The organism is Desulfoluna sp. HI9BLuna (assembly GCF_056829775.1).
The window spans coordinates 2,180,820-2,195,779 of record NZ_CP186555.1 but is presented as its reverse complement, the minus strand read 5'-3'; the positions used below and the strand labels follow the sequence as shown (position 1 = coordinate 2,195,779).

General features: G+C 60.5%; 9 protein-coding genes. 8 read left to right on the top strand and 1 reads right to left on the bottom strand.

Translation table 11 applies throughout. From position 1 onward, the window contains the following. Positions 1-190: 190 nt before the first annotated feature. Positions 191-3,808 (top strand): proline dehydrogenase family protein, encoded by a 3,618-nt coding sequence (locus ACOYW0_RS08810; RefSeq protein ID WP_482418151.1) that lies wholly within the window; start codon positions 191-193, stop codon positions 3,806-3,808. Positions 3,809-4,281: 473 nt separating this feature from the next. Here the strand turns inward: ACOYW0_RS08810 and ACOYW0_RS08805 are convergent, their stop codons facing one another. Then, the gene (locus tag ACOYW0_RS08805) at positions 4,282-5,856 is read right to left on the bottom strand and encodes an MBL fold metallo-hydrolase RNA specificity domain-containing protein (protein WP_482418150.1); all 1,575 of its coding nucleotides are present in this window, start codon (positions 5,854-5,856) and stop codon (positions 4,282-4,284) included. A gap of 368 nt (positions 5,857-6,224) precedes the next feature. Between ACOYW0_RS08805 and ACOYW0_RS08800 the strand changes: the two genes are divergently transcribed. The 7 genes from ACOYW0_RS08800 to ACOYW0_RS08770 all read left to right on the top strand — a co-directional run bounded on the left by ACOYW0_RS08800 (position 6,225) and on the right by ACOYW0_RS08770 (position 14,725). Then, positions 6,225-7,277, top strand: coding sequence for an FUSC family protein (locus ACOYW0_RS08800; protein WP_482418149.1), 1,053 nt, complete (start codon positions 6,225-6,227; stop codon positions 7,275-7,277). A gap of 460 nt (positions 7,278-7,737) precedes the next feature. Next, positions 7,738-8,454 (top strand): phosphorylase family protein, encoded by a 717-nt coding sequence (locus tag ACOYW0_RS08795; protein ID WP_482418148.1) that lies wholly within the window; start codon positions 7,738-7,740, stop codon positions 8,452-8,454. 457 nt (positions 8,455-8,911) lie between these two features. After that, the gene (locus ACOYW0_RS08790; RefSeq protein WP_482418147.1) at positions 8,912-9,520 is read left to right on the top strand and encodes a poly(R)-hydroxyalkanoic acid synthase subunit PhaE; all 609 of its coding nucleotides are present in this window, start codon (positions 8,912-8,914) and stop codon (positions 9,518-9,520) included. Between the two features lie 87 nt (positions 9,521-9,607). Next, a complete protein-coding gene (phaC, locus tag ACOYW0_RS08785; RefSeq protein WP_482418146.1) occupies positions 9,608-10,747 on the top strand; it encodes a class III poly(R)-hydroxyalkanoic acid synthase subunit PhaC in 1,140 nt (379 codons plus the stop codon). 44 nt (positions 10,748-10,791) lie between these two features. Continuing rightward, positions 10,792-12,510: a PHA/PHB synthase family protein gene (locus ACOYW0_RS08780; protein WP_482418145.1), complete on the top strand. Its 1,719-nt coding sequence runs from the start codon at positions 10,792-10,794 to the stop codon at positions 12,508-12,510. A 206-nt stretch (positions 12,511-12,716) separates the two neighbouring features. Continuing rightward, positions 12,717-13,121 (top strand): MaoC family dehydratase, encoded by a 405-nt coding sequence (locus ACOYW0_RS08775; protein WP_482418144.1) that lies wholly within the window; start codon positions 12,717-12,719, stop codon positions 13,119-13,121. 527 nt (positions 13,122-13,648) lie between these two features. Then, positions 13,649-14,725, top strand: coding sequence for an alkene reductase (locus ACOYW0_RS08770; RefSeq protein ID WP_482418143.1), 1,077 nt, complete (start codon positions 13,649-13,651; stop codon positions 14,723-14,725). Positions 14,726-14,960 lie beyond the last annotated feature (235 nt).

Genomic DNA, 14,960 nt, shown 5'->3' with positions numbered 1-14,960 from the left:
CTCGAAAGCTGATTGCCCTTGCACTCGGAACTCACCACGGGCGAAGCCCGTCAGGGAATGTGATGAGCCTGAGGAACGAAGGCGAAAGAGCATTCCCGAACCTGGGGTCCAGGGGATTTATCCCCTGGTTTTTATGCACGTTAACCAGAAAAGATAGATTGTGACTTATATGACATAGGAAGGAAGGCTCATGGAAAAGCAGACAGAAGCGAGACTGGTTCAGGAGGCGGTGGCTCTGGCCGAGCAGTGGCAGACCCGCGCCAACGAGTTGTTGACCCCGGATGAGAAGAAGATTCAGAAGATGATGAGTCGGCTTCTCACTCACCCCATGGACAAGGTGATCCTCACGCGGATGATCGACGAGAGTTTTCGGTCGAGCCTCACTCCCAAGGTGGCGGATCGGGTCTACACCCTCCTGAAGGAGAAGGGGATTCCCAAGTTCATGGGACCCCTTGAAAAATCGCTGATGATGCTTTTCATGGGGGTGGGGCGTCACATCCCCTGGGTGTCCGTGCCCCAGATGGTGGAGCAGATCCGAAAGCAGAGCAGCCGGGCCGTGGTCCCCGGCGAGGAGGGCCCCTTCAAGGCCCACCTTGCCAAGCGCAAAGAAGAAGGGGTCCGCATGAACATTAACCACATCGGCGAGGCCGTGCTGGGGGAAGAGGAGGCGGAGCACCGTCTTGAAGCCTATGTGCGGGACCTCTCCAGCCCGGACATTGAGTACATCTCCGTCAAGATCTCCACCATCTACTCCCAGATCTCTTCCCTGGCCATGGACGACACCGTGGCCGAGTTGAAAAAACGCCTCACCGTGCTTTTTACCACGGCCGAGAACCACACCTACACCCGCAAAGACGGCACCACGGTGAAAAAGTTCGTGAACCTGGACATGGAGGAGTACAGGGACTTGGAGCTTACGGCCCGGGCCTTCATGGAGACCCTGGAGCAGAAGGAGCTGAAAAGCCACGCCGCGGGCATCGTGCTTCAGGCCTATCTCCCGGACTCCTGGGCCATGCAGCGCAGGCTCACCGAGTGGGCCAAAGAGCGCGTTGCAGACGGCGGGGCACCCATTAAGCTGCGTATCGTCAAGGGCGCCAACATGGAGATGGAGCAGGTGGAGTCGGCCCTGCACAACTGGCCCCTGGCCCCCTTCGACAACAAGCCCTTTGTGGACGCCAACTACAAGCGCATGGCCGAGTACGCCATGGAGCCCGAGAACATCCAGGCCGTGCGCCTGGGCATTGCCTCCCACAACCTCTTTGAGCTGGCCTTTGCCTATGCCATGGCCAAAGAGAACAAGGTCACCGAGTACTTCGGCTTTGAGATGCTCGAAGGCATGGCCGACCATGTGCGCCGGGCAATTCTTGAGACCACCGGGGATGTTCTCCTCTACGCGCCGGTGGCCGGAAAAGAGCAGTTCATCAACGCCATCGCCTACCTGATTCGCCGCCTGGACGAGAACACGGCCCCGGAGAACTTTCTCCGGTACGCCAACGACCTGAAACCGGGGTCCAAAGAGTGGACCTTCCTTGAAAAGGGGTTCAGGGCCTCCCTGGAGCTGCGGGAAAAAGCGCCCAAAATATCTAATCGCGTCCAGGATCGCCAGATAGAAACCTGGGACGATTTTGAGGGCGGCAGTCATTACACCGGGCGCTTTGTTAACGAGGCCGACACGGACTGGGCCCTCTCCGGAAACCGGGCCTGGGCCGAAGGGATCCGGGATGCCTGGATGCCCGCAGCGGACAAAGCCCCCCACGACATTCCCGTGGTGGTGGCAGGCGACGAGCGCTTTGAAGGCAAAAAGATCCGGGAAGGCATCGACCCCTGCCAGTTCAGCGAAAAGAAAAAGGAGAATATCGTCAGCGCCCGCTACGCCATGGCAGACGACGCCGACGCCGAAGAGGCCCTGGAAACAGCCCTGGCCGATCCCGACGGATGGCGAGCCCTGGGCTGGGAAGGCCGTCACGAGGTCCTCTCCCGGGTGGCCGTGGAGATCCGCAAGGCAAGGGCAGACCTCATGGGCGCGGCCGCCGCGTCCACGGGTAAGCTCCTCACCGAGGCCGACGTGGAGGTCTCCGAGGCCATCGATTTTGTGGAGTTCTACCCCTTGAGCGCCCGCAAGCTAGCCGGCCTTAAGGGCGTCACCGCAACGGGCAAGGGCGTAGGCCTTGTGATCTCTCCCTGGAACTTTCCCATCGCCATTCCCTGCGGCGGCATCTCCGCCTCCCTTGCCGCGGGCAACACCGTGATCTTCAAGCCCGCGTCAGACGCGGTGCTGCCTGCCTGGATCCTCTGCAACTGCTTCTGGCGCGCCGGGGTCTCCAAAAAGGTTCTCCAGTTCATGCCCTGCTCCGGGGCCACCACCGGCCAGAAACTGGCCACCGACGATCGGGTGGATTACGTAATCCTCACCGGCGGCACCGACACCGGGCTGGCCCTTTTAAAGGCAAAACCCACCCTGGCCCTCTCCGCCGAGACCGGGGGCAAGAATGCCACCATCGTCACCTCCATGTCCGACCGGGACCAGGCCATCAAGAACATCATCCACTCGGCTTTCGGAAACACCGGCCAGAAGTGCTCGGCCACCTCCCTGCTGATCCTGGAAAAGGACGTTTACGAAGACGCCCAGTTCCGCCAGCAGCTGGTGGACGCGGCCAAGAGCTGGTACGTGGGCTCTGCCTGGGAGTACAAAAACAGCATGGGAACCCTGGTGAACCCGCCCTCAGGGGACCTGAAGCGGGGCCTCACCGAGCTGGAGCCCGGAGAAGAGTGGGCCCTGAAACCCGCCCAGATAGGAGACAACCCCTACCTCTGGAGCCCGGGCATCAAGTACAACGTCAAGCCCGGCAGCTACACCCACATGACCGAGTTCTTCGGCCCCGTGCTGGGGGTGATGAAGGCCGACAACCTGGAGCACGCCATCAGTCTGGTGAACCAGACCGGCTACGGCCTTACCTCGGGCATCGAGAGCCTGGACGATCGGGAACAGGCCCTGTGGAAAAACAGCATCAAAGCCGGAAACCTCTATATCAACCGAGGCACCACCGGGGCCATCGTCCTGCGCCAACCCTTCGGCGGCATGGGCAAGTCTGCCATCGGATCCGGTATCAAGGCGGGCAGTCCCAACTACGTCAGCCAGTTCATGGCCGTGGAAGAGACCCCGACCCCGGTCTTTCCCCCGGTGCAGAAGGAGACAGCGCTCTACCGCTGCTGTCAGGACCTGGAGTCCAAGGCCGCCTGGGGAGGCTTCGGCGCCATGGGCACGGAGATCACCCGGTTCGTCCGCTCGGCCTTCAGCTACATGGGATGGTACGAGACCGAGTTTGAAAAAGAGACCGACCACTTCCGCCTGCGGGGCCAGGACAACATCGTGCGCTACCTGCCCGTGGGGCGCGTGGTGGTGCGTGCCACCGGGGACGATACCTTTGCAGACATCCTTGCCATGTGCACGGCAGCTCTTGTCACCCGGAATAAGGTAACCCTGAGCCTGTCCCCCGAAGTCCCCGAAGAGGTTTTCGCCTTTGTGCAGAGCGCAGACGGAGAGCGACTCCTTGCCGGGGTCACCGTGGCCAAAGAGGGGGAAACCGCTTTGGTCGCTTACCTCAAAACCGCGGACCGCATCCGTTTTGCCGCCCCGGACCGCGTGCCCGACGCCCTCCTGGCCAAAGCCGCTGAGACCGGCTTCTACATCGCCAGGACCAAGGTCCTGGCCGAAGGCCGCCTGGAACTGCTCCAGTACGTCCGTGAACAGAGCATCTGCGACAACTACCACCGCTACGGCAACCTCGGAGAGCGGGGGCTGTTGTAACGGAGAAAAAATGTGCCTCCGGCGGCAAGGGGCTAAAGCCCCTTGACCCCAGGTTCGGGAATGCTCTTTCGCCTTCGTTCCTCAGGCTCATCACATTCCCTGACGGGCTGCGCCCGTGATGAACGGTTCTATACAAAAGCCCCGCCTGCATGCAGGTGGGGCTTTTGTGTTGTGTGTATGGGCTCGTTCCCAGGCTCTGCCTGGGAATGCTCTTCGGAGGCTCTGCCTCTATATTTGATGTCGAGAAAGCCTGCGCCAAGCGCCAGTCATCGAATTTTATATACCGGCAAGGCAGAGCCTTGCTTTAAACACCCCCAGGCAGAGCCTGGGAGCGAAAGATACCCAGGTGCGATGTATTGCCTCTTGACTATGAACTCAGCACGGGCGGAGCCCGTCAGCAAATGTGAAGGTGCGAAGCCCCGGAGCATTTGCGAATCTGGGGTCCAGGGGATGTATCCCCTGGCCGCCGAAGGCTATTCCATGGTGATGGTCTGTCCCCGTTTGGGCACAAAGGCGTTGAGGCCTTTTTCTTTGAGGAAGGCGGCAAAGGCTTTGGATTGCTCTTCTTCCCCGTGGACCACGGCGATGTTTTTCACCTGGAGGTTCGATTTTTTGAGGAAGGTGTGCATCTCTTCGCGGTCGGCGTGGGCGGAGAACCCGCCGATTTTCACCACGTCGGCTTTGAGGGGGTACTCCTTGCCCAGGATTTTGACCATGGGGGGCTTTCCTTTTCGGCCGTTTTGTTTGTAGTCCCAGCCCAGTTCCATGATGCGGCGTCCCAGGGTGTGCTGGGCCATGTACCCCACGATGACGATGGTGTTGTTGGGGTTGTGGACCCGGTACCGCAGGTGGTGGAGGATGCGGCCTGCTTCGCACATGCCCGAGGAGGAGATGATGATGTGGGGGGTGATTGATTTCATGCACTCCATGGATTCGGCCACGGTACTGATGTAGGAGAGCCCCTTGAACTCGAAGGGGTTCATGCCTTTTTCCAGGAAAGTGCGGTGGGCTTCCTTGTCGTAGACCTCTGGGTGTTCGGCAAAGACCCGGGTGAGGTTGCCGGCCAGGGGGGAGTCCACGAACACGGGGAACTTGGGGATGCGTCCTTCGTTTCTCAGCTCGTGGATGATGTAGACCACGTCCTGGGTTCTTCCGAAGGCAAAGGCGGGGATCACCACCACGCCTTTTCTGTCGAAGGTGTCGTTGATCACCTCGGCCAGCCTGTCCTTGAGCTCTTCGGCGGGCTCGTGGTGGCGGGCGCCGTAGGTGCTCTCCATGATCATAAGGTCGATGGGGCCGATGTCGTCCGGGAAGTGGAGGGTGGGGTTTTTCAGGATGGGCCGTCCGAAGCGCCCGATGTCCCCGGTGTAGATAACGTTGAAGCGCCGTCCGTTATCGCGGAAAGAGAGGAGGCACAGGGCAGAGCCCAGGATGTGGCCGGCCTCGTAAAAGGTGACGGTCATGCCCTTGCCCACGGTGATGGCCGTGTTGTAGGGGTAGCCGTCAAAGGCGGAGAGGGCTGCCTCGGCGTCGGCCATGGTGTAGAGGGGTTCCACGCTGTTGAGGTTGTGCTTGGTCAGGAGCTCGTCGATGGCCCCCTTGTTCAGGCGCAGGCCGTTGTGCTTGAGGAGCTTGGTGATCTCGGCACGCTCTCGGTTGGTGAGTTTGTTCTTGCCGTTGGCCAGGTTGTAGAGGTGGCCGCGGACGGTTTTGTAGTTGAGGTAAAGGGCGTCCGACTCCTGGATGTGGGCGGAGTCACGCAGCAGGAAGGAGCAGGCGTCGGCCGTGGTACGGGTGGTGATGACGCGGCCGTTGAAGCCCCCTTTGACCAGCAGGGGAATACGCCCGGAGTGGTCGATGTGGGCGTGGGAGAGGATCATGTTGGTGATGAACTCGGGGTCCACTGGGAAGACGCGGTTTTTGGCCTCGGTCTCTTTGCGTCGGCCCTGAAAGAGCCCGCAGTCCAGCAGGATGCGATCTTTGCCTGCTTCAAGAAGGTGCATGGACCCGGTGACTTCGCGAATGGCACCGTAGAACGTGACATGCATGGAAGACTCCTTTCACCCCGGCCAGTCGCCGGAGCGGCATGGGATATGGCGGCAAGGTGGGCCGCCTTCAAAGCGGGTTGGAGAAACACGTGGTACTTGTTTGTCGAGCTGGCTGCTGTTGTGTCCGGTGATCCGGGTTTTGGATGTTTTTTAAACATATGGCAGGGGATGCGGGGTGTCAACGAAGCCTGTTGGCGCATGTAAAAAAAGGTATCTATTCAGCTTCCAAAAAGCCTCCGGAGGTCCTCCCGGGGGCAAACTTTTGAAACATTTGACAAACAGGACAGGTAGGTATAACGACAAGGGCGAATCGGGCCGCACGTGGCCCGAGCCGCACCCCAAGACCCCAGACAAGGGACTTCCCGATCATGAGCATCGCCACCTTTTTTGAACGCATCCCCGCCGCCCACCTGCGTCACGGCCTGAAAACCGGCCTGGCTTCCCTCATCTCCTATGAGGCGAGTCGCGCCATGGGCCTTCCCTACGGCTACTGGGCGGTCATCTCCACGGTCATCGTCATGCAGGTGTACGTGGCAGACTCCGTGCGGATGTGCCTCTACCGTTTTTTCGGCACGGCCATGGGCGCGGCCATCGGTATCTTCTCCATCTGGGCTTTTCCCCCGGGGGACCTCTGGAACGACGCGGCCATTGCCCTGACCCTGGGCTTCTGCGGGTTCATGACACGCTACAGCCCCCGGTTCCGCATGGCGGCCATCACCGTCTCCGTGGTCTTTGTGGGCAGCTTCGGTTCCCCCATGGACGAGCGGATCGTCTATGCCCTCTGGCGGGTCCTGGAGATCACCCTGGGCGTGGGCACCGCCTTTCTCGTGTCGGTCCTTGTTTTTCCCGAGCGCCTGGAAAAGCACCTGAGCGAGCGCTTGAACAGCCAGAAAGGCCAGGCCGCAGACCTCTGCCGACAGCTCACCGCCGCCTTTGTCCACGGGGAGGTCTCCCCGCCGTTTGACGGGATGCAGGCCCTCTCGGCGGAGATCAGGAAAAACCGGGAGACCCTTTCGGGCATCACCCATCACGAGTTTCTTTTCGTTCGCAGAAAAAGGGGAGACACCCTGGAATCGGTCATCAACGGCCTGGAACGCACCGCAGAACACCTTGCGGTCATGGCCCACGCCCTGGAAAAAGAGGCCCTGCTCAAAGAGCGGTTTCACATGGAAAAAGAGATCCTGGATCTTGCCGAAGCCTGCGCCGTGACCCTCACCCGCATGCGGGACACGGACGAGCCCGTGGACTGCCGGGACCTTCGGCTGGCCCTCTCCGCCTGCGATGCCCGCCTCCTTGCCTTGCGCAAACAAGGGGCCACGTTCCGGTTCGACCTGGACATCCTGGCCGGGTTCTACGAATTCTACAGCGCCCTGAAAGCCCTGGCCCAGGATCTTATCCGGGGTCCATACATGAACAGATAGGTAACCATTCAGCTCAAAAAAAACAGCCTTCTATGGTTAAAGTCGGGAGCAAAAGCAAGCCTCCGGCGGCGAGGTGAGCCACCTCGAAAGCTGATTGCCATTGCGCTTTGCCCTTCGTTCCTCAGGGCAAAGCGCAATGGCCTTCGGCTCGGGCTTCGCCCGATATAAACGCTAATGGTTTGTGCGGGCTGGCTCACAAGCTTCGAAGTCACAGGATACGTTGTCGCTACTTGCCCATTGCCGATTTAACCGCACTGCTCCGGCGGCAAGGTGTGCCACTATGAAAGCAGGTAGCGGATGCGTTTTGCCCCTCGTCCCTCGGGTCAAACCACATCCGCCTTTAAAGCGACACCCGTAAAAATGTTTTTTATGACCTGTTTGTTAAACTTTTTAAAGTTTAGCCCCCGGCAGGGCCGCCGGAGGCATAAGCTGAATAGTTTTAAGATTAAGGAAGTTGCCCATGCAGATTTCAACCATTGCCGTCATCATGGCCATGGCCGAAGAGGCCGAGCCGTTTATTCGAGAGATGGGCCTTGTGCCTGTGGAGGCCGCCATTGACGGCCCGTTGCCTTTGGACGTCTACGCCGGAAAGGCGGGGACCGCGGACCTGGTTCTCATTGTGGGCGGAAAGGACCCGCGCCACGGTGTGGATTGCGTGGCCACCCAGCCTGCGACCCTGGCCGCGTACCTGGCCATCGAGCGGTTCAAGCCGGACCTTCTTATCAACGCGGGCACGGCAGGGGGCTTTCGCGGCCGGGGGGCCCACATCGGGGATGTGTACCTGGGGAGCGGGTGCATCCGGTTCCACGATCGGCGCATTCCCATCCCCGGCATGGACGCTTACGGCGTGGGGTCTTATCCGGTTCCTGAGTTCAAGGGGCTTGCGCGGGCCCTTGGCCTGAAGCGGGGGATCATCTCAACGGGCAACTCTCTGGACATGGTCCCTGAGGACCTGGAGCGGCTCCGGGCCAACGGGGCCGACGTCAAGGAGATGGAGGCCGCGGCCATTGCCTGGGTGGCGGACCTCTATCATGTGCCGCTCCTTGCCCTGAAGTCCGTCACAGACCTGGTGGATACCGAGACCCCCACCCAGGAGGAGTTCCTGGCCAATCTCTCCCAGGCCTCCGAGGCCCTTCGGGAGAAGCTCACGGCGGCCATTGCCTACTGCACCGCCTGATCCGTGAATTTCGGTCCGTCCCAGTTTCCCGGCTCTTCACGGGCCGCTGGGTCGGGCCTTGCCTGGGGTTGTAAAATTTTCTGACACCCTGAAAACTGGAGGTTTCTCCTGAAGCCCTTCAGGCCCTTGACCAAAGGGCTTTCCCGTTCCATTTTCTTCCTTTCTTGCCCCTTCTGATCCAACCCTTGCGAAACCGCGAATTACCCCGCCCTTCGTGCCCATTCCCCATAATCCGTACCTGCCTGAGGATCCTTTGTGAAAATTGATAGCTAAAACGTGGCATTGTTTTTGCTTGTTTGCATTGTAACGCATCGCTTCCATGTGTCAGCGATGCGATCCGGGGCCGATGGGTTGGCCCGAATGCCGGAGGCTGGTTGGTTCCGGTGACGTCCATTTCGGGTGAGCCGGAGCAAAGCCGACCGGTTTTCACCCCGATAACACAGCGAGGAAAAAAAAGATGGCGGCTTTTTACGAGGAGTTGTTCAAGCAGAATGCCACCCTGTGGAACAGCATGTCTGAGTCCATGGGATCCCTTGGAAAAGACGGAATGACAGGGCTTACCTCCTTTTGGCGTGAGTCCGGCGGAAAAGCCATGGAGCGGTTTCTGACGGGCGGGTTTCCCGGTCGCATCGGACCGGCGTGTTTTCATCAGGAGAAGGTGGACGGGGCCGTGAAGCACCTGGGGGCCCTGAACGCGGCGATCCTGGAGTTCACCGCCTACATGATGCTGCCGGTGGAGGCCGCCTTCAAACATGCCGTCAAGGAGATGGGCAGCGCGAACACTCCGGAGGATTGGAAGGCTTTTGGCGAGCACATGATGCGCCACATGGAGGAGGGGTACCAGGGGCTGTTTACGAGCAAGGGATATCTGGATTCCCTGGACATGCTCATGGTGACGGCCGGAGAGGCCCGGCACCGGATGATGGGGGTGGGAGAGGACCTCCTCCAGGCCTCGGGGGTGCCGTCCCTGCGTGAGATGGACGCCCTGTCCAGGGATGTGTACCAGCTGAAAAAACGGGTGGGAGCTTTGGAAAAAGGGGACGGCGTGTCCCAGAAGTCCGCGTGATCGACCCTTCAGTTGGTGTGAACCCGGTCGCGGCGTTATTGCGGTGCGGCCCCAGTCAAAACAGCCTGCATGAAAACGGAGGACCCCATGAATTTTTCCACCATACAGACAGCCGAGTCCCTTGCCCGGGAGTCCATGCGAACCTTCAGCCAGGGCATGGCTTACGCGGAGGAGAGCCTTCGCAACCTCTCTGAAAACCTGGATACCGATATTGCCACCACCCCCTTTGAGGTGGTGTACACCGAAGACCGGATCCGTTTGAAGCACTACTGCCCCAAGAAGACCAGGGGAAAAGGGCTCAAGACCCCGCTTCTCATTGTCTACGCCCTGATCAACCGGGAGACCATGCTGGACCTTCAGCCCGACAAGAGCGTGATCAGGAATTTTCTGGAGGAGGGCGTGGACGTCTATGTTCTGGAGTGGGGCTATCCCATGCGCAAGGACCGCTGGCTTACCCTGGAGGACCACATCGAGGGCTACATAGACCATGTGGTGGATCATATCCTGAAGACAAAGCGCCTGGCCAAGCTCAACCTCATGGGCATCTGCATGGGGGGCACCATGGGTGCAGTGTATGCCTCCCTTCACCCGGACAAGGTGAAGAACCTCATCACCACGGTGACCCCCACCTGGTTCGACACCGAAGAGGGGCTGCTTCACCTCTGGATGAAGGAGACCCACGTGGAGCGGGTGGTGGAGGCGTGCGGTAACATGCCCGGCGACGTCATGAACCTGGGCTTTCTCATGCTTAACCCGGCCAAGCTGGTGGTGGAGAAGTACCACGGCCTCATGGCCAACCTCAACGACAAGGATTTCCTTGAGAACTTCATCCGCATGGAGAAGTGGATCTTTGACAGCCCGGACGTCCCCGGGGAGACCTTTCTGGAATTCATCACGGCTTTTTACCGGGAAAACCGTCTGCTCAACGGCAGCTTCACCCTGGGCGACAAGGCCGTGGACGTCACCCGCATCACCATGCCCGTTTTGAACATCTACGCCAAATACGATCATCTGGTGCCTCCTTCGGCCTGCGACCGGTTTACCAAGGCCGTGGGAAGCGCCGACGTTCAGGACCTCTGCCTCGACACCGGCCATATCGGCATTTACGTGAGCTCAAAATGCCAGAGAGACTTCGTGCCCCATATCGCGGGGTGGCTCAAGGAGCGTGATGGGGCAGAGGTCCGCAAAACCAAGGGCGACAAAGAGAAGGCCACGGCCGCCGCATGATACGCGGGACCGCCCGGCGGTCCCAACGGAAGAGAGGGATGGAGATGAAACGCGATACACAGACTGACCAATCGTTTCAGGCACTGGACACCCTGTGGCACGCCCTGCAGGGGCGGGGAACCATGAACTTTTCCCCGGTGGCCACCGCCCTTGCCGCCGGGGACTGGGCCATGCATTTGGCCAACTCCCCGGCAAAGCAGACCGAGCTCTGGATGGCCCTGGCCACCCTGCCTGCCGCCCTTCAGGCAGAAAAGGCCCACGCCGTGGAGGCAGAGGGAGGCGCAGCCGACCGTCGGTTTAACGGCGAGGGCTGGGCACAGGAGCCCTTCTGCACCTTCCGGAGCCTCTACAGCCTGGCCTGCCGCGCATGGGGCACACTGGCGGTGGGGGTGCCCGGGGTGGAACCCCACCACGGGGAGCTCATGGCCTTTATGGGGCGGCAGGTGCTGGAGCTGGGGTCTCCGTACAACTACCTGGCCACCAACCCCGAGCTGCTTCGCCTGACCCGACAGGAGAAGGGGGGCAACCTCGTGCGGGGCCTTTGCCACTACGCCGAGGACATGGGCCGCCTGCTTCAGGGCATGCCCCCGGCCGAGGCCGGTGCTTTTGAGGTGGGCCGCAACCTGGCCGTCACCTCCGGGGAGGTGATCTACCGCAACCGGCTCATGGAGCTGATCCAGTACCGTCCCTCCACCCCGGAGGTGTTTGCGGACCCCGTGCTTATCGTTCCGGCCTGGATCATGAAGTACTACATCCTGGATCTTTCGGCTGAAAACTCCATGGTGAAGTACCTCGTGGACCAGGGCCACACCGTGTTCATGGTCTCCTGGAAGAACCCGGCCACAGGCGACCGGGACCTGGACCTGGAAGACTACATGGACTCAGGGATCATGGCGGCCCTGGACAAGCTGGAGGAGGTGGTGCCGGACCGGAAGGTCCACGGGGTGGGGTATTGCCTCGGAGGGACCCTCTTTGCCATAGCCGCCGCGGCCATGGCCCGGGACGGGGACGAGCGGCTTAAGAGCCTCACCCTCATGGCCGCCCAGACCGACTTCACCGAAGCCGGAGAGCTCATGCTCTTCATCGACCCGGCCCAGCTCAGTTTCCTGGAGGACATCATGCGCTTCCAGGGCTACCTGGACACCGGGCAGATGGCCGGGGCCTTTCAGCTGCTGCGGGCCTACGACCTTATCTGGTCCCAGGCCGTGGGCCGGTACTTAAAGGGCGAGCGGCGGCCCATGAACGCCCTGATGACCTGGAACGCCGATGCCACGCGCATGCCCAGCAGGATGCACAGCCGCTACCTCCGGGAGCTGTTCCTGGACAACGATTTTTCCGAGGGGCGCTTCGAGGTCAAGGGAAGGCCCGTGGTGATCAGCGACATCCATGTCCCCATCTTCCTGGTGGCCACCCAGAAGGACCACGTGGCCCCCTGGACCTCGGTGTACAAGCTCCATCTGGCCGCCGATGCCCGCAGCATCACCTTTGTGCTCACCGCAGGGGGACACAACTCGGGCATCGTGAGCGAGCCCGGCCACCCGGGTCGCTCCTACCGCATGGCCACCCGGCGGGAGGGGGAGATCTACGTCCCCCCCGAACGCTGGCTCGCCAGTACCCCCGTCAAGGAGGGGTCCTGGTGGGTGGACTGGCAGAAATGGCTCATGGCCGGATCCGGACAGAAAGGCGCGCCCCCGGCCCTGGGCCGGTTTTCTGGGGAGGGAGAAGGCTGTGCCGCTCCGGGGACCTATGTCTACGGGCGGTGAGCCTACTCAATTTAAGGACGGAACAAGAGCAAAACATACAAAAGCACTGCCTCCGGCGGCAAGGTGAACCACCTTGAAAGCTGGTTGCCGCAGCGCTTTAACCCTCGTTCCTCGGGTTAAATCACTGCGGCATTCAGGCACAACGAAAATATGTGCTTTTTGCCTGAACTCTTCGATAAAAAGTTAAGGATACATGGAGGCACCTCATGACCACGCGTTCGGCGCAGGGCACCTGCGCAGAGTTTGCCAAGACCATCACGGAGTGCGACATCAACGGATACGCCGGAATCACCGGGGATTTTAATCCCGTGCACATCAACGATGTCTATGCGGGGGCCACCCGCTTTAAAGGGCGCATCGCCCATGGCATGCTGACGGCGGGCCTTATCTCCAATGTCATCGGTACAAGGCTCCCCGGGCCCGGGACCATCTACCTGAGCCAGAACCTCACCTTCACCGCCCCGGTGAAGGTCAACGACACCATCACCGCCCGGGTGGAGGTCACCGAGCCTCCCACCGACAAAGGGCTCACCCACCTCAAGACCACTTGCACCAACCAGGACGGGACCCTGGTGCTGGAGGGCACGGCCACGGTGATCTGGCCCCGCTGACAGCCGTTTCAAATAGTCTGCCTTCTATTGGGATCGTGGGTGGAAAAAGCAGGCCTCCGGCGGCCAGGTGGGGGCACCTGGAAACCCTGTGGCGAATGCATGAAGGCAGACATCATGCATTCGCTTTCGGGGCATTCGCGTGATGTGCGACATGTGGCAACCGGTTTTGCAGAAAAGGCCCATGTCATTCTTCTGGAATACTGATTCGTATATACCTCGGGCTGAAAGTCTCTTCCTCAGGTGCCGGCGGGCCGTGACGTTGCCGGAGTGCGGGCCATGTTGTGCGTTACATGGTACCGTCTTGCCCTGTGATGAGGTATGATAAAGAAATAATTCATTTTGTGGAGGGTGCTTGCATCGTGCATGTACACATCTCCACAAGCATACCGCTGTGATTTCGCCCGAGGAACGAGGGGGAAAGCACAGCGGTAACCAGCTTTCAAGGTGGCTCACCTTGCCGCCGGAGGCTTTTTTGGCTCCGCCCTTACCCTTCGTTGACCAACCCCAAAAAAACAGGAGATCAGGCCATGTCCCGTGAGATGCTCTTTTCCCCGTTTCACATCGGTCCCTTGACCCTTCCCAACCGCGTGGTGATGGCGCCCTTGACGAGGAGCAGGGCAGGGGAGGGAAACGTCCCCCATGCCCTGAATGTCGAGTATTATACCCAGCGGGCCACGGCAGGGCTTATCATCAGCGAGGCCACCCAGATTTCGCCCCAGGGCGTGGGGTATCCCGGCACCCCCGGGATCCATTCGCCGGAGCAGGTGGCGGGCTGGTCCCAGGTGACCGGGGCCGTGCACAACAAGGGGGGGCGCATTTTTCTCCAGCTCTGGCATGTGGGGCGGGTGTCCCACCCGTCCCTTCAGCCCAACGGCGAAAAGCCGGTGGCGCCCTCGGCCATTGTCCCTGCCGGGGAGAGCTTTACCCCGACGGGCATGGCGCCTTTTGAGACGCCCCGGGAGCTGGGCTCCGAAGAGATCCCCTGCATTGTGGCCCAGTACGCCGAGGCAGCGGAGAACGCCATGGCCGCAGGGTTTGACGGGGTGGAGATCCACGGAGCCAACGGGTACCTCATCGATCAGTTTTTAAGGGACGGCACCAACCACCGGACTGATGCTTACGGTGGCTCTGTGGAGAACAGGGGGCGCTTTTTGCGGGAGGTGACCGAGGCCGTGCTGAAGGTGGTGGAGCCGGGGCGGGTGGGTGTGCGGCTCTCCCCTGAGAACAGTTTCAACGATATCCGGGACAGCCATCCCCAGGCCACCTTTGACGCCGTGGCCGAGATGCTGAGCTTCTATCGCCTGGCCTATCTTCACGTGGTGGAGGGCGATTTTGTCTCCGGGGAAGCGAACCTGGATTACTCACGGCTCAAGGAGCGGTTCCGGGGGCCGTACATGGCCAACGCGGGCTACACCAAAGATCGGGCCGAAGCGTCCCTTCGAGACGGCGTGGCCGACCTTGTCTCCTTCGGAGCCCTGTACATCGCAAACCCGGACCTGGTGGCCCGTTTTGAGCAGGATGCGCCCCTGGCCGAGCCGGACGAAGCCACCTATTACGGAGGCGACGCAAGGGGCTACACCGATTACCCCTTTTTGGATCGGTAGCCCGGGTATTTCGTGGGAAAACGACCCGATAAAAATACGAAAATCGCTTGATCATAGATCGATCCGTCGGAGACAAAGGGTTACGGTGTTTAGATGTTTATTTTCTAAATTATTTTATAAAAAAAGTAGGCAAGTCGTATTCCTCGATATAGGATATCCCCGTTCGTATTCGATTCGGCAGCAGCCTCGGCCACGGTTGCCGGATCTTTATCCTTCTGGGCCGACGATGATCGAG

Bases quoted from the DNA above. Each gene is read 5' to 3' on its own strand.
- ACOYW0_RS08790 (WP_482418147.1), top strand. From the start codon at position 8,912: ATGGCGGCTTTTTACGAGGAGTTGTTCAAGCAGAATGCCACCCTGTGG.
- ACOYW0_RS08800 (WP_482418149.1), top strand. From the start codon at position 6,225: ATGAGCATCGCCACCTTTTTTGAACGCATCCCCGCCGCCCACCTGCGT.
- phaC (WP_482418146.1), top strand. From the start codon at position 9,608: ATGAATTTTTCCACCATACAGACAGCCGAGTCCCTTGCCCGGGAGTCC.
- ACOYW0_RS08770 (WP_482418143.1), top strand. From the start codon at position 13,649: ATGTCCCGTGAGATGCTCTTTTCCCCGTTTCACATCGGTCCCTTGACC.
- ACOYW0_RS08775 (WP_482418144.1), top strand. From the start codon at position 12,717: ATGACCACGCGTTCGGCGCAGGGCACCTGCGCAGAGTTTGCCAAGACC.
- ACOYW0_RS08795 (WP_482418148.1), top strand. From the start codon at position 7,738: ATGCAGATTTCAACCATTGCCGTCATCATGGCCATGGCCGAAGAGGCC.
- ACOYW0_RS08805 (WP_482418150.1), bottom strand. From the start codon at position 5,856: ATGCATGTCACGTTCTACGGTGCCATTCGCGAAGTCACCGGGTCCATG.
- ACOYW0_RS08810 (WP_482418151.1), top strand. From the start codon at position 191: ATGGAAAAGCAGACAGAAGCGAGACTGGTTCAGGAGGCGGTGGCTCTG.
- ACOYW0_RS08780 (WP_482418145.1), top strand. From the start codon at position 10,792: ATGAAACGCGATACACAGACTGACCAATCGTTTCAGGCACTGGACACC.